Below are 14,931 nucleotides of genomic sequence, written 5' to 3' on the forward strand. Positions count from 1 at the left end.
TTTCCATGCCCGACTCGACCCGCTTGTTTACGCCCTTCGCCGAAGAATTGCTGCCCGGCGGCGGCCACCGCTCGTTCGTGCTCAAGCGCGGCCAACTGCTGCGCCTGACCGATCTGCGCGGCGGGGCCAACGTGAGCCTGACATTGCTCAATGCCAACGAAAAAACCGAACGCCTGAACCTGCCCGACAGCCTCAAATGCCAACACACCGCCAAGCTCACCGCCGGCCATTGTCTGTACTCGGACATGGGCCGGGTGCTGGCGGCCATCACCGCCGACACCTGTGGCTGGAGCGACAGCCTGGGCGGCGTGCTATGCGCCGAGGAGGTCGCGCAGAAATACGGTCAGGGTCGCTACCAGGAACTGCGCAACGGCTTCTTTCGCAACGGCACCGACAACCTGTTGGTGGAGTTGGGCAAATGGGGCCTGGGGCTGTCCGACCTGCTGATGACCCTCAACCTGTTCAGCCGGGTCGATGTCGATGAGGCGGGAAACTTTCACTTCGTCGAGGGCAATTCCCTGACCGGCGACTACATCGAACTGTACGCGCCGATGGACACCCTGGTGGTACTGACCGCGCTGCAACACCCGATGGACCCCAACCCGCAATACGCCCCGCAACCGCTCAAGCTCAGCTGGATGAATGCCGACGCCAGCGTCGCCGAGCACTGCCGCCTTTCGCGCCCGGAAAACCAACGCGGCTTTATCAATACCGACCGCCTGTTCGCCTGAGGATCGCTGCCATGTCACTCGCCATCGCCACCGCACACAAGCAACCCGATACCGCCGTCTACCGTGCCACGATTCCCGCCGGGGAACCCTGGCTGGTGGAGGTCAAGGCCGGCCAGACCCTGCGCATCCTCGACCTGGAAGGCAACCAGGCGGTCGATACGCTGTTCTACAGCCTGGCCAACCCCAAGGAACGCTACGACGTGCAGCGCACCCTGCGCCGGCAAAACAGCGTTTATTTGAGCACCGGCAGCGTGCTGTATTCCAACCTCGGCCACCCGATGCTGACCATCGTCGAAGACACCTGTGGACGCCACGACACCCTCGGCGGCGCCTGCGCCCAGGAAAGCAACACCGTGCGCTACGCCTTGGAAAAACGCTACATGCACAGTTGCCGTGACAACTACCTGAGGGCCTGCGCCCACGATGGTCGCCTGGGCAAGGGCGATATCGGCCCGAACATCAACTTCTTCATGAACGTGCCGGTCACCGCCGATGGCGGCCTGACCTTCGAAGACGGGATCTCGGCGCCAGGCAAATACGTCGACCTGCGGGCCGAGATGGACGTGATCGTGCTGATCTCCAACTGCCCGCAACTGAACAACCCGTGCAACGCCTACAACCCCACGCCTGCGGAGCTTTTGATATGGAACTGAAACTCGCCCGCCTGCGGCGCTGGTTGTTTGCGTTGTGCCAGAGCCGGTCGGGGCAGTGCATCAAATAAACACAGATTCATGAACACCCTCAATGCCCTGTGGGAGCGGGCTTGCTCGCGAAAGCGGTGGATCAGTTGGCGGCGATGTCGGATGTGCCGATGTCTTCGCGAGCAAACCCGCTCCCACAGGTATCAATGGTGCTTTTGAACTTGATTATTTCGCCGCCAGGGACGACCCCGGCGGCCATCGAAAACTGCGGGACGGCCCGCATCCCAGTTCAGGCAGCACGCAAGCCTGAGGGGGCAATGCCATGTTCGAAAAAATCCTCATCGCCAACCGTGGCGCCATCGCCTGCCGCATCCTGCGGACCCTGCGCCAACTGAAAGTCCAAGGCGTCGCGGTGTATTCCCAAGCCGACGCCGCCAGCCTGCATATCTTGCAAGCCGACGAAGCCCACAGCCTGGGCGAAGGCGCGGCGGCCAATACGTATCTGGCGGTGGACAAACTCCTGACGATCGCCAAAAACAGCGGCGCGACGGCGGTTCATCCCGGCTACGGCTTTCTCTCGGAAAACGCAGCCTTCGCCGAAGCCTGCGAAGCGGCCGGTATCGCCTTCATCGGTCCGACGCCACAACAACTGCGCGTGTTCGGTCTCAAGCACACCGCCCGCGACCTGGCGCGGCAGCACGGCGTGCCCCTGCTCGAAGGCACCGAACTGCTGGACAGCCTCGACGCCGCATTGTTGGCCGGCACCCGGATCGGTTATCCGGTGATGCTCAAAAGTACCGCCGGCGGTGGCGGCATCGGCATGCGCGTGTGCCGCAGCGCCGCCGAACTGAGCGAATCCTTCGAAGCGGTCAAGCGCCTGGGCCAGAACAACTTCAGCGATGCCGGAGTGTTCATCGAAAAGTACATCGAGAAAGCCCGGCATCTGGAGGTGCAGGTATTCGGCGACGGCCAGGGCCAGGTGATCGCCCTGGGCGTGCGCGACTGCTCGGTGCAACGACGCAACCAGAAAGTCATCGAGGAAACTCCGGCGCCCAACCTGCCCAAGGACATGGCCGACGAACTCTGCGCAGCAGCGATCCAACTGGCCCAGGCCGTGAACTACCGCAGCGCCGGCACCGTGGAGTTCGTGTTCGACAGCGACGCCGGGCGCTTTTACTTTCTGGAAGTGAACACCCGCCTGCAAGTGGAGCACGGTGTCACTGAACAGGTGTGGGGCGTGGACCTGGTGCGCTGGATGGTGCAACTGGCTGCCGGAGACCTGCCGCCACTGAACGAGTTGAGCGAGGGTTTAAAAGCCGAGGGCCACGCGATCCAGGCTCGCTTGTATGCCGAGGATCCAGGCCGGGACTTCCAGCCAAGCCCTGGGCTTTTGACCGCCGTGAAATTCCCCGAGGCCGACGGCAAACAGTTGCGCATCGACACCTGGGTCGAGGCCGGTTGCCAGATCCCGCCCTACTTCGACCCGATGATCGCCAAGGTCATTCGCTGGGCGCCAACCCGCGAGCAGGCCCGCCTGGGCTTGCACCAAGCGCTGGACGAAAGCCTGCTGTACGGCGTCGAAACCAATCGCGACTACCTGCAACAGATTCTCCTTGATGCACCGTTTGCCAACGGCCAGCCCTGGACCCGCTGCCTGGATGCGTTGGTCTATCGCGCCCACACCGTTGAAGTGCTTAGCCCCGGCACCCAGACCAGCGTCCAGGACTATCCCGGCCGCCTCGGTTACTGGGCGGTGGGGGTGCCGCCGTCAGGACCGATGGACAGCCGTTCGTTGCGCCTGGGCAATCGCCTGCTGGGCAATGAAGAAGGTGCGGCGGCATTGGAAATCACCATGAACGGGCCGCTGCTGCGTTTCAACTGCGATGCCCGGGTGGCGGTGACCGGTGCGGTGATTGCCCTCACGCTCGACGGTGAAGCCGTACCGATGAACACGCCGTTGTCGATCGCTGCCGGCGCCACCCTCGCCATCGGCAACATTTCCGGTGCCGGAGCACGCAGCTACCTGTGCCTGCAGGGTGGCGTACAAGTACCGGATTACCTGGGCAGTAAAAGCACCTTCACCCTCGGCCAGTTTGGCGGCCATGGCGGACGGGCGTTGTGCACGGGCGATGTGTTGCACCTGGCGCCGCTGGATGAGCACACGACGCTGCCGCCAACGAGCGCACCGATCCTGGAACTGCCGAGCGTGCGCCAGATCCGTGTGATCTACGGCCCCCACGGCGCGCCCGAATATTTCACCGAACGCTACATCCAGACGTTCTTCGACACGGCCTGGGAAGTGCACTTCAACTCCAGCCGCACCGGCGTCCGACTGATCGGGCCGAAACCCGAATGGGTACGCGCCGACGGCGGCGAAGCCGGGTTGCACCCTTCCAACATCCATGACAACCCCTACGCCATCGGCGCTGTGGACTTCGCCGGCGACATGCCCGTCATCCTCGGCCCCGACGGCCCGAGCCTGGGCGGTTTCGTCTGCCCGGTGACGGTGATCGAAGCGGATCTCTGGCAGTTGGGGCAACTCAAGGCTGGGGACCAGGTGCGGTTTGTGCCGGTGGACCTGAAGACAGCCCGCTCACTTGCCTTGGAATACGCTAACTGTGGGAGCGGGCTTGCTCGCGAAAGCGGTCTGCCTGATACATCAATGCTGAATGTGCCATCGCTTTCGCGAGCAAGCTCGCTCCCACAGGGGATCATGTCGCCTGTGGTATTGGATATCGGCCAGGAAGACACCCATCTGGTGGCGAGATTGTCCGGCGACACCCACCTGCTGCTGGAAATCGGCGCCCCCGAACTGGACCTGGTGCTGCGCTTTCGCGCCCATGCCTTGATGCAGGCTTTGGAACACAAACAATTGCACGGTGTGATCGACCTGACGCCGGGCATTCGCTCGCTGCAAGTGCACTATCAACCCGAACAACTGCCCCTGGCCGATCTACTGAGCATCGTCGCCGGCGAGTGGGACGCCGTGTGCGCCGCCCAGGACCTGCAAGTGCCGTCGCGCATCGTCCACCTGCCGCTGTCCTGGGATGACCCGGCCTGTCAGCTGGCCATTGAAAAATACATGACCACCGTGCGCAAGGACGCGCCCTGGTGCCCGAGCAACCTGGAGTTCATTCGACGCATCAACGACCTGCCCAACCTCGACGAGGTGCAACGCACCGTGTTTGACGCCAGCTACCTGGTCATGGGCCTGGGGGACGTCTACCTCGGCGCACCGGTCGCCACGCCACTGGACCCACGGCATCGGCTGGTGACCACCAAATACAACCCGGCCCGGACCTGGACCGCGGAAAACTCGGTGGGCATCGGCGGCGCCTACATGTGCGTGTACGGCATGGAAGGCCCGGGCGGCTATCAGTTCGTCGGACGCACGTTGCAGATGTGGAATCGTTATCGGGACGTCGCCGCCTTCGACGGCAAGCCCTGGCTGCTGCGGTTCTTCGATCAGGTCCGCTTCTACCCGGTCAGCGCCGATGAACTGTTGCGCATCCGCCGGGACTTCCCCCTGGGCCGCTTCGACCTGGAGATCGAGCATAGCCAGCTCAATCTCGCTGACTACCAGCGTTTCCTGGCGCAGGAGGCTGACAGCATCGCCGCGTTCCGCCGCCAGCAACAAGGCGCCTTCGACGCCGAGCGCGAGCGTTGGATCGCCGGTGGCCAGGCGCACTTCGACAGTGAAGAACCGTCTATCGCGCCGAGCGAAGATGCGCAACTGACCGAGGGTCAACTGAGCGTCGACAGCCACATCGCCGGAAACCTCTGGCAGGTTCAGGTGGAGGTTGGCGCTCGGGTCGCCGCCGGCGATGTGTTGGTCATCCTGGAGTCGATGAAGATGGAAATCCCGGTGCTGGCACCCGTGGCCGGCGTGGTACGCGAGGTGCGCGTGCAGCCCGGTTCGGCGGTGCGCGCCGGACAGCGCGTCGTGGTGCTGGAACGTGACTGAACTCAATCAAAGGATTAACCCCATGAACCTTTCGCTTCGCTTGGACGACCTGCGCAATGCCTACCGCAGCGGCGAACTGACGCCTCGCAAATTGCTGTTGGACCTGCGGGAAAAAGCCGCGGCGCTGAACCCGGACTATCACCTGTTCATCCACCTGCTGACGGTCGAGGAACTGGAGCCCTACCTGGCCGCGTTGGAAGGCCGCGACCTGGAGAGCCTGCCGCTGTACGGCGTACCTTTTGCCATCAAGGACAACATCGACCTGGCCGGCATTCCGACCACGGCAGCCTGCCCGGCGTTTGCCTATGTGCCGCCACGTTCGGCCACCATCGTCGAGCAGTTGCTGGCACTGGGCGCGATCCCCCTGGGCAAGACCAACCTCGACCAATTCGCCACTGGGCTCAACGGCACTCGCTCGCCCTACGGCGCCTGCCGCAACAGCGTGTTGCCCGACTATCCGGCCGGTGGTTCGAGCGCCGGCTCGTCTCTGGCGGTGGCCTTGGGCGTGGCAAGTTTTGCCTTGGGCACCGATACCGCCGGCTCCGGTCGGGTGCCCGCCGCGCTGAACAACCTGGTGGGTTTGAAAGCCACCCTGGGGTTGATCTCCACGGCGGGTGTGGTCCCGGCCTGTCGCACGCTGGACTGCGTCACGACCTTCACGGCGACCGCAAAGGAAGCCAGCCAGCTGTTGGCGCTGACGGCCCGTCCAGACCCTCGTGACGACTACAGCCGCCACAACCCACAGTGGAACGATGGCGCCGCGTTCGGCGCGCCGCGGCGCTTTCGCTTCGGCGTACCTCGTCAGCAGGACCTGGCGTTTTTCGGCTGCCCTGAAGGTCCGCACCTGTTTCTGGATGCCATCGAGCGACTCGAACGTCTGGGCGGCGAAGCCGTGGAACTGGACCTGTCGCCGTTCCTGGAAGCCGCACGGCTGCTTTATGAAGGCCCGTGGGTGGCCGAACGCTACAGCGTTGCCGGCCCATTGATGGAGCGCGAGCCCGACGCCGTACTGCCCGTCATCCGCGCCGTATTGGCGAAAGCGCCTACGGTAGATGGCGTACAAACCTTCCGCGCCCGCTACCGTTTGCAAGCACTCAAAGCCCAATGCGACCGGGCCATGGACGCGCTTGATTGCGTACTCACACCGACCATCGGCCGGCCAGTGACCCTCGCCGAGCTGGACGCCGAACCGGTGCTGCGCAACTCGGAACTGGGTTACTACACCAATTTCATGAACCTGCTGGACTACGCCGCCGTCGCCGTTCCCAGCGCGATCATGGCCAACGGTTTGCCCTGGGGCGTGACGCTGTTCGGTCGAGCGTTCACCGATCAATACCTCTTGAGCCTGGCAGATGCCTTGCAGCGTCAACAGGACAAGACCTTGCCCGTGCCCGCCCAGCCGGCGCGCCACGACCGGGCACGGCTGGTCGTGTGCGGCGCACACCTGGACGGGTTGGCGCTGAACTGGCAGCTCAAGCAACGCGGTGCCCGGCTGATCGAGGTCACCCAGAGCTCGCCGGACTACCGCCTCCATGCCTTGGCCGGCGGCCCGCCCCTGCGCCCCGGCATGCTTCGGGTCAGTGAAGGTGGTGTGGCGATCGAGGTCGAGGTCTGGGAACTGCCAAGCAGCGAACTGGGTTCGTTCCTGACCGGCATTCCTGCACCGTTGGGGCTGGGCAAGGTGCAACTGGCCGATGGGCGCTGGGAAAGCGGATTCATCTGTGAGTCGTATGGCCTGGTGGGCGCTCAGGACATCAGCCATCTGGGAGGATGGCGGGCTTATCTGCGTAGCCTGGAATAAAGCTGAACCTGTGGCGAGGGAGCTTGCTCCCGCTCGGCTGCGAAGCAGACGCTTTGGGGTCGCTTCCCGGCCCAGCGGGAGCAAGCTCCCTCGCCACGGTCCTACAAACCTGCAAATTCGACTGTCTTTTCCCACAAGGCCACTAAACTGACTCCATTGGGTCCTAGCCAAGGGAATCGCCATGTCGCTTCGTTCGCCGTTGTATTCCCAGCGCAAGCCGCTGCTGGTCGTGGTGGCGTTGCTTGGTACAAGCTTCCTGATCATTTCATTGTTGGGCTATTACGCAGCCCATACCTCGATACGCGATCACATTCTCAAGACGCTGTACGTAAACCTGCTGGTCGGCCTGCTCGTGACGCTGGCGGTCCTGGCCATTCTTTATCGGCTGATCAACAACTACCAGCAACGCATCGACGCCCAGGCCACCCTCGACAGCCTGACCGAGCTGCCGAACCGCCGTGGTTTCGACCTGCTGGCCGTGCAAGCCCTGCACGAAGCCCAGCGCGAGCCCAGGCCCTTGACGGCGCTGCTGGTGGAATTGGACGACTTCAAGCGGCTGGACACCGCTCACGGTCATATCGCCACCGATCAACTGTTGACCGGATTCGCCCGCAGCCTGACTGAGAGCCTGCGGCATTCGGACATCGTCTGTCGCTGGAGCGCCGAAGCCTTTGTCGTCCTGCTCAAGGACACCGACGGACAGACCGGTCTGAAAATCGCCGAGAAAATTCGTCAGCACATCGAAAAGCAACGCTATTTCTGCAGTGGTAAACAATTGCTGGTCACCGTCAGCCTCGGCCTCACCACCTTGCAGGACAAAGACACCTTGCACAGCTTGCTGTCGCGGACCGATCATGCGTTGCAACGCGCTCGGCAGACCGGGCGCAACCGAACCTGCGTGGACATGCCTCACTCCAGTTATGAATAAACCCAATCTTTGCCCGGCCTGCGGCGGCACCAACGACTGCACCCTGGCCGATCCACGAACCGCCGACCGGGCCTGCTGGTGTTATGGCGTGAGTATCGACCCGGCGGTGCTTGAAGCATTGCCGGCCGAACTGCGTGATCAGTCCTGCCTGTGCCCACGCTGCGCCCAGGTCCAAGCCCAGTTGCGCGCCAAGCCCCAACCGATCGCGTAAGATGCCCACCCTCCGCTGCCTTGCCTGAACTGCCCATGCGCGTCGACCGTTTTCTCAGCAATCTGCCGCGATTCAATCGCCAACAAGTGCGCCTGTTGCTGGTGGAACGCCGGGTGCGGATCGACGGCCAGACCGTCAACGATCCCCATGCACCGGTACGTGAATTCAGTCGCGTCGAAGTCGACGACGAAGTGCTGCAAGCCGGCCGACCGGCGCGCTACTTCATGTTGCACAAGCCGCCCGGCTGCGTCAGTGCCACTCGCGACCCGCAACACCCCACCGTGCTCGACTGGCTGGACGAACCGGACAAGGACGACCTGCACATCGCCGGGCGCCTGGATTTCAACACCACCGGGCTGATGCTGATCACCAATGACGGCAGCTGGTCGCGGCGCCTGACCCAACCGCAGACCAAGCTGCCCAAGGTCTACTACGTCGAAACCGAGCAAACCATCACGGCCGAATACGCCGACACCTTCGCCCGAGGCCTGTATTTCGCCTTCGAAGACCTCACCACCCAGCCGGCCGAGCTGACGTTGCTGGGGCCGAAATCAGCGCGACTGAGCATCGTTGAAGGGCGCTATCACCAGGTCAAGCGCATGTTCGGCCACTTCGACAACAAGGTGCTGCGCCTGCACCGTGAATGCATGGGGCCACTGCTGCTGGACGCCAGCCTCGAGCTCGGTCAGTACCGCGCCTTGACGCCTGAGGAAGTCAGCCTGATCTGAGTCGATGACCGTCGGGCAGAAGTGTCGAACAATTTTCCGACAGGTACTTGCGCAACGGTCGCCCCCCTGCTTGAATCAAACCGTCGGCCGAAATGTGACCGATGAGTCACCACATACTTCCAAGAAACTTTTTGCCGGCGGGAACCCTCAGGTTCCGCCTTGTCCGCCCGGCAAACTGCCCGCCATAACAACACCCGTCGACCGTCTTCCTTGGATCGACATGGGCCTTATCTTCCAGGCGTATGCCTACCTGTCACATTGCCCGTGCAATCTCATTGCGCGCATACCCGCTTGCCAGGAGTCTTATGACATGAGGCCAGAAATCGCTGTGCTGGATATACAGGGTCAGTATCGGGTTTACACGGAGTTCTATCGCGCAGACGCCGCACAAAAGACCATCATTCTGGTCAACGGCTCGATGGCCACCACTGCGTCGTTTGCACAGACCGCCAAAAACCTCTACCCGCAATTCAATGTCGTGCTGTACGACCAGCCCTACGCGGGCAAGTCCAAGGCTCACAATCGTCACGAGAAAATGCTGACGAAGGAGATCGAAGGGCAGATCCTCCTGGAGCTGATCGACCACTTCGCCGCCGAGCACGTGCTGTCGTTTTCCTGGGGCGGTGCCGCCACACTGAGCGCCCTCGCCCATCGGCCAAGGCGCATCGAAAAAGCGGTGATCAGCTCGTTCTCACCGGTGCTCAATGCGCCGATGCGCGACTACCTGGAACGCGGCGTGGATTACCTGGGCAGCCTGGACGGCGACCGGGTCGGGCACTTGGTCAACAGCACCATCGGCAAGCATCTGCCGCCGCTGTTCAAGCGCTTCAACTATCGCCACGTCAGCAGCCTGGCCGAACATGAGTACGGGCAGATGCATTTTCATATCAGCGATGTGCTCCACAGCGACCGGTTGTGCTACGTGAACGCGGCGAAAAAAATCAACGTGCCGGTGCTGTTCCTGAACGGCGAATGGGACGAGTACACCGCAGCCGCTGACGCCAAGCTTTTTGCCGAGCATGTGCAGCACAGCAGCTTCAGCACATTGCAAGCCACCGGGCACTTCCTGGACATGGAACACAAAGCCGCCTGCCGGGACAGCCGCAACGCTTTACTGGACTTCCTGAAACCAACCCACCACGAAAGTCGACCACGCTACAACTACGTGCAGGGCTACCATGCACTGGCTATCTGAAACCGAGTCCTCGCGAGCAAGCCCCTCCCTGCGCTTTTTGGCAAATGGGGCTTGCCCGCGAACGACCGCTCTGGTTTGAGCCTTGCATAGACGAGTGACCTCGCCGTACGTAAAGAAAAACTTCAAATCCGTGGCCACATCTGGTACAAAGTCAGCCGCTCTGAGCGGGTGTCGTATAATGGCATTACTCCAGCTTCCCAAGCTGATAACGAGGGTTCGATTCCCTTCACCCGCTCCAATCGATTCTGGTCCCGCGCTGTATGTTTTTGGCGAGGGACATAAAAACCGGCTCTTGGTGGCCGGTTTTTTTATGGCTGATATTTGGGGAAGTGTGAGGTGATCTCCGAGCGTAGATAGATGGCTCCCGTCTCCGTCCAAAATAAATACGTCCCCATTTCCGTCACTACTTCAGCTCCTACTGCGTATGGGTACCAGAAAGCTTCGTGCTTCAGCTTCGTTTCTTCGGCCGTAAGCTTGCGAGTCTCAGCCAATAACTTTCGGGTTTCGAACCTCGGATATCGTAATGAGAGAAATGAATCCCGTGGCGAGGGAGCTTGCTCCCGCTTGAGTGCGAAGCGCTCACAAGAGGGGCTGCTGCGCAGCCCAGCGGGAGCAAGCTCCCTCGCCACATATCGCATGGCCCTGGGAGATTTGTAGGCAGAATCCGAAAACTGCGTAGGCGGTGCGCTTACCTTACTTTTCGGTGAGTTTTCGCCTTGTCGCCCTTGTTCTTCGATGGCTACTCTCCAGACGTCGCTGCAAATTCAGCGACCGGGCCTAGGAACCCGTTGAATTCAAGGCGCACAGCGCCCATAAAAATTGCAGGCTCTTTTTGTGTTTGCGATGATGTTTTATGGCGGCTGTGCGTGGGACACCCTCGGGTGTGCCGGGTGCCTTGATTCCCGGTTCCTAGCCCACGTACGGCCGCCACCCGAATCTAGGAAAGGATGGCGGCGGTTTCTCAAGTCAAGGAGTGAAACTATGCGAAACGTAATTCCATCCTATTTCCGCGCTGACCAAACCAAGCCTCAGGCCAACGACCTTCCAGTCTTCGGAGGCAGGCCATGAACGAAGATACGACGCTCAAAACCATCGGCTACACCCCCTTCAACTATTCCGCTGATCGAGCACTGTTCCGAGTCAACGGCGGCGTTCCCATCCAAGAAGCATTGGAACGGGCATCGGATCTTTTGCATCTGGCTCACCGGCTTGCCGAAGACGCGGCGTTTGAGAAGAGCACCGACCGCTACGCCTGGGCTGCGCATTTTTTGTTGGAGATGAGCAAGGCAGTAATTGATGACGTTGTGAAAGTCATTACGCCTAGATCGGAAGTTGAAGTTAGAAAAAAAGCCGAGAAACAATAGATAGACCGTACGTTTGAGAATGGGAGCCGCAGACTCCCACCTAACGACAAACCAAAGAGCCCCGGCGTTTTTCGCAGCGGGGCTTTTTGTATGTTGGCTGCCTACTTGTGTCGTTCATTGCTCAGCCGCCAGGCAAATGCCCCAACGGCAGCGCCCCCGGCGTCTTCACCGTATGAATCGCAAAATTGCTCCGGATGTCACTGATGCCCGGCAGCTTCAACAAATGCCCGGTGACGAACCGGTCATAGGCGCGCAAATCCGGCACCACGACTTGCAACAAAAAATCCGACTCGCCTGACACCAGAAACGCCGAAATCACTTCCGGCAATGCCGTGACCGCCTGGCGAAATGCTTCGGCTCGTTCGTCGTTGTGCCGTTCCACCTTGACCCCGACAAAAATCGTCAGCCCGAGGCCCACTTCGTCGCGGTCGAGGACGGCTTGATAGCCGCGAATCACTCCGGCTTCTTCGAGCATCCGCACGCGGCGCAGGCACGGGGAGGCGGACAGGCCGATTTCTTCGGCCAGTTGCACGTTGCTCAGGCGACCGTCGCGTTGCAGCGCGGCGAGGATTTTGCGGTCGAAGGCGTCGAGTTTCATGGATTGGCATTTTCCGATTCGATGAGGCTAATACCTGGCAGATTATGCCAATTTCATAAGCTTTATAAGCTGACTTCGCAACCACCTGCCCTGCCCCTCGGCCCTAGACTGGCACGACTGAATCGTCGATGAAGGGAGTGTGGTATGGCAGAGCTCTGGTTGTTCCTGATGGCCTTGATGGTGGCGTATGTGCTGCCTGGGCCGGACATGATCCTTTTGCTGCAAACCGGTGCCCGTCAGGGCAGGGGCGCGGCGCTGGCAACGGCGGTGGGCCTGGGCGTTGCCCGGGGATGTCATGTCGCGCTGGCCGCATTGGGGCTTTCGGCATTGTTCAAGACTGCGCCCTGGACCTTCGACGTGGTACGCCTGGCCGGGGCTGCCTACCTGTTATGGATCGGCTTTCAATGCCTGCGGACCACGTTGCTGCCAAGTTTTGAAGGGACCGGTATCGAGGCCGGAAAGCGGCGTTGGTATCAGGCGATTCGGCGTGGGCTGCTAACCAATTTGCTTAACCCCAAGGCGCTGCTGTTTTGCTCGGTGCTGTTGCCGCAGTTCATCGATCCACAGGGCGGACCGGTGTTGGGACAGTTTGCGACCCTGGGTGTGGTGTTGGTCAGCGTGGGCTTGTTGTTTGATAGCGCCTATGCACTGGTAGGTGTCGCGCTTGGGCGCTGGCTTCAACGCTCCCCTTCGGCCCAGCGTGTTCAGCAATGGTTGTTTGGGAGTCTTTTGATTGGGTTTGCGGTGCGGCTGACGTTTGTGCAGCAGGCCTAGTGCCTGTGGATAAGCTGGTCGGACGGACACCTGGAGCGAACCGGGGGCTGCTACGCAGCCCAGCGGGAGCAAGCTCCCTCACCACGTGGCATTATTCGGCGAGTGCAGGGTTGAAATTTTTTGCCCGGCTCAAGCAATACCGGGCAAAAGCGACACATTCAAGACTGATTATGAAAGCGTGATTGCCATTGAATGCATTTTCCTACCGGGGGCAGTATGAAACGGCAAGAAACGCCGGCTCAGCTGTTTAGGAAAACAGATCATTGGCATGTTCCTTAATGCCCACCAGACTGACGAGCTGCATATCCGCTGTCTGGATCTGTTCGATGGTGTCGTAACCTGCATACCAATCCTTGAGGCGCACACCTTCTTGCGGTGTCTGTCCTGGAGTGAAACTTGATCGGTGCAGATAAAGGTCATCACCGATGCGATCAGTCAACAGTTCAGAGCTGCTGATGTATGACAAAACCAATTTGTCGCCGCTGCTGATGCCGTCGTCCTGAATCGTCACTAACTTTGGAGTATCGATGGTGTAGATATCGTCACCCTCACCACCGTTAGCAAAACCGCCGGTCTGCAATATCAGTCTGTCGTCCCCCTGACCGCCTGACAGTGAAAAGCCCACGCCTCTACCGGTCAGCAGGTCGTTGCCTTCCCCACCATCAGCCATGCCATGTATCACAGTGATCGTGTCACTTCCGGCCTCACCGTAGGCCTGAGTACCCTCGTCGCTGGCAGCCGTGACGATGGTGTCGTTACCGCCACCACCGTACAAGATGTCTGCCTGCGGCCCATTCGCCGAGCTATCGACTTTGAAAGGTTCTATCCACGAAGTCAGCCCACCATAGAGGAAATCATCGCCGTCCCCGCCGTCGATGACGTCATTGCCCAATCCACCCTCCAGATAATTAACACCCGTGTTTCCAACCAGGACATCGTTGAAGTGACTGCCCAACACGTGTTCGATGTTGAGCAATACATCACCTTCGGCATCGCCACCTTGATTGATTTGAGTCTGCAAGTTGATCGAGACGCCTGTTGTGCTTGTAATGTAAAAAGCACTGTCGAAACCTGCGCGACCATCGATTACATCTGCCCCGGCTCCACCAATGAAGATCTCCTTCAGACCAGAGCCTGATAGCGTGTCGTTAAAGTTGCTGCCTTGAAAAAACTCAATGTTGGCGTAGGTGTGGCCAGCAGCCTCCCCTATGTCGGTGCCGTTGGTCAGGTCGATCGTCACCCCGCTGTCAGACTGTTCATAAGTGACTAGATCCACACCACCCGCGCCATCCTCCATCATGGACGAACTACCGCCATAGAAAACGTCGTTGAAATTCGATCCCCTGATCACCTCGATACCGGTATAGGTATCACCTGCCGCAGTCCCTGAATACACACCCGTCTTGAGGTTGAAGGTCATGGCTTCTTGGCTGTCGAGATAGCTCGCTATGTCATAGCCAACACCGCCGATAAACTGATCCGCTCCCGCACCTCCGTACAATGTGTCGTTACCCGAACCGCCGATGAGCTGATCCGCGCCCGCGCCACCGTACAGTGTGTCGCTGCCCGAACCGCCGGTGATGATGTTGTCGCTGTCATTGCCATAACCGATGAATGCGCCAGTGCCAACGTAGGTCAGGCGCTCGACGTTTGCCGCCAGGACCGTGCCGTTGGCATTGATCACCGACACGCGGACTTCATCGTTGCCGCCACCGGCCTGTTCGATGATGTAGGGGGTCAGCCCCAGATTGATGTTGTAGATGTCGTCGCCAGCCCCCCCTTCCAGCCGTACCGTTGGAGCTACGGTGTACGGGCCAGCGGAGAGTACGTCGTTGAAGGCAGAGCCTATGACGGTTTCGACGTTCGCTAAAATGGTGCCTTCGGCATCTCCGCCCGTTCCTGCGGTTCCCGTCCCGGTACGGATATCGACGTTTACCCCCGCAGTCGAGCCCGAGTAGTCAACCGTGTCGATTCCGGCACCGCCGTCGAAATCCAT

11 protein-coding genes, 1 tRNA gene and 1 pseudogene are annotated in these 14,931 nt (G+C 60.7%); 11 read left to right on the plus strand and 2 right to left on the minus strand.

The features are described 5' to 3' along the window. Window positions 1-5: 5 nt before the first annotated feature. The 10 genes and pseudogenes from BT125_RS21150 (at window position 6) to BT125_RS21200 (ending at window position 11,563) form a co-directional block, all read left to right on the plus strand. Window positions 6-731 (plus strand): urea amidolyase associated protein UAAP1, encoded by a 726-nt coding sequence (locus BT125_RS21150; protein ID WP_072347100.1) that lies wholly within the window; start codon window positions 6-8, stop codon window positions 729-731. Window positions 732-742: 11 nt separating this feature from the next. Next, window positions 743-1,384 carry an urea amidolyase associated protein UAAP2 gene (locus BT125_RS21155; RefSeq protein WP_042732480.1) on the plus strand — a complete coding sequence of 214 codons (642 nt, stop codon included), beginning with the start codon at window positions 743-745 and terminating at the stop codon, window positions 1,382-1,384. 310 nt (window positions 1,385-1,694) lie between these two features. Beyond that, complete coding sequence (uca, locus tag BT125_RS21165; RefSeq protein WP_072409950.1) at window positions 1,695-5,336, plus strand: urea carboxylase; 3,642 nt, start codon at window positions 1,695-1,697, stop codon at window positions 5,334-5,336. 22 nt (window positions 5,337-5,358) lie between these two features. Then, window positions 5,359-7,137 carry an allophanate hydrolase gene (gene atzF, locus BT125_RS21170; RefSeq protein ID WP_072409952.1) on the plus strand — a complete coding sequence of 593 codons (1,779 nt, stop codon included), beginning with the start codon at window positions 5,359-5,361 and terminating at the stop codon, window positions 7,135-7,137. Between the two features lie 310 nt (window positions 7,138-7,447). Continuing rightward, a pseudogene (locus BT125_RS21175) lies at window positions 7,448-8,065 on the plus strand (GGDEF domain-containing protein); the annotation flags it as partial. Further along, a complete protein-coding gene (locus tag BT125_RS21180) occupies window positions 8,058-8,276 on the plus strand; it encodes a cysteine-rich CWC family protein (protein WP_072409966.1) in 219 nt (72 codons plus the stop codon). The pseudogene BT125_RS21175 and the gene BT125_RS21180, both read left to right, overlap by 8 nt. Window positions 8,277-8,311: 35 nt before the next feature. After that, complete coding sequence (locus BT125_RS21185; RefSeq protein ID WP_072409968.1) at window positions 8,312-9,004, plus strand: pseudouridine synthase; 693 nt, start codon at window positions 8,312-8,314, stop codon at window positions 9,002-9,004. Between the two features lie 310 nt (window positions 9,005-9,314). Beyond that, window positions 9,315-10,199 (plus strand): alpha/beta fold hydrolase, encoded by an 885-nt coding sequence (locus BT125_RS21190; RefSeq protein WP_072409970.1) that lies wholly within the window; start codon window positions 9,315-9,317, stop codon window positions 10,197-10,199. A 164-nt stretch (window positions 10,200-10,363) separates the two neighbouring features. Beyond that, window positions 10,364-10,437, plus strand: a tRNA-Gly gene (locus tag BT125_RS21195). A gap of 826 nt (window positions 10,438-11,263) precedes the next feature. Next, window positions 11,264-11,563 carry a DUF3077 domain-containing protein gene (locus tag BT125_RS21200; RefSeq protein WP_072409972.1) on the plus strand — a complete coding sequence of 100 codons (300 nt, stop codon included), beginning with the start codon at window positions 11,264-11,266 and terminating at the stop codon, window positions 11,561-11,563. 121 nt (window positions 11,564-11,684) lie between these two features. Here BT125_RS21200 and BT125_RS21205 read toward each other — a convergent pair whose 3' ends face one another. Further along, the gene (locus BT125_RS21205; protein ID WP_072409974.1) at window positions 11,685-12,161 is read right to left on the minus strand and encodes an Lrp/AsnC family transcriptional regulator; all 477 of its coding nucleotides are present in this window, start codon (window positions 12,159-12,161) and stop codon (window positions 11,685-11,687) included. 144 nt (window positions 12,162-12,305) lie between these two features. On the opposite strand from BT125_RS21205, the gene BT125_RS21210 reads away from it, so the two are divergent. Beyond that, complete coding sequence (locus tag BT125_RS21210) at window positions 12,306-12,935, plus strand: LysE family translocator (RefSeq protein ID WP_072409976.1); 630 nt, start codon at window positions 12,306-12,308, stop codon at window positions 12,933-12,935. A 247-nt stretch (window positions 12,936-13,182) separates the two neighbouring features. Here the strand turns inward: BT125_RS21210 and BT125_RS21215 are convergent. After that, window positions 13,183-14,931, minus strand: a 1,749-nt coding sequence (locus tag BT125_RS21215) for a calcium-binding protein (protein WP_072409978.1), incomplete at its 5' end; no start/stop codon positions are given.

It is taken from the genome of Pseudomonas sp. NFACC04-2, assembly GCF_900119265.1.
Lineage (GTDB): Bacteria > Pseudomonadota > Gammaproteobacteria > Pseudomonadales > Pseudomonadaceae > Aquipseudomonas > Aquipseudomonas fluorescens_AA.

Bases quoted from the DNA above. Each gene is read 5' to 3' on its own strand.
- BT125_RS21150 (WP_072347100.1), top strand. From the start codon at position 6: ATGCCCGACTCGACCCGCTTGTTTACGCCCTTCGCCGAAGAATTGCTG.
- BT125_RS21155 (WP_042732480.1), top strand. From the start codon at position 743: ATGTCACTCGCCATCGCCACCGCACACAAGCAACCCGATACCGCCGTC.
- uca (WP_072409950.1), top strand. From the start codon at position 1,695: ATGTTCGAAAAAATCCTCATCGCCAACCGTGGCGCCATCGCCTGCCGC.
- atzF (WP_072409952.1), top strand. From the start codon at position 5,359: ATGAACCTTTCGCTTCGCTTGGACGACCTGCGCAATGCCTACCGCAGC.
- BT125_RS21180 (WP_072409966.1), top strand. From the start codon at position 8,058: ATGAATAAACCCAATCTTTGCCCGGCCTGCGGCGGCACCAACGACTGC.
- BT125_RS21185 (WP_072409968.1), top strand. From the start codon at position 8,312: ATGCGCGTCGACCGTTTTCTCAGCAATCTGCCGCGATTCAATCGCCAA.
- BT125_RS21190 (WP_072409970.1), top strand. From the start codon at position 9,315: ATGAGGCCAGAAATCGCTGTGCTGGATATACAGGGTCAGTATCGGGTT.
- BT125_RS21200 (WP_072409972.1), top strand. From the start codon at position 11,264: ATGAACGAAGATACGACGCTCAAAACCATCGGCTACACCCCCTTCAAC.
- BT125_RS21205 (WP_072409974.1), bottom strand. From the start codon at position 12,161: ATGAAACTCGACGCCTTCGACCGCAAAATCCTCGCCGCGCTGCAACGC.
- BT125_RS21210 (WP_072409976.1), top strand. From the start codon at position 12,306: ATGGCAGAGCTCTGGTTGTTCCTGATGGCCTTGATGGTGGCGTATGTG.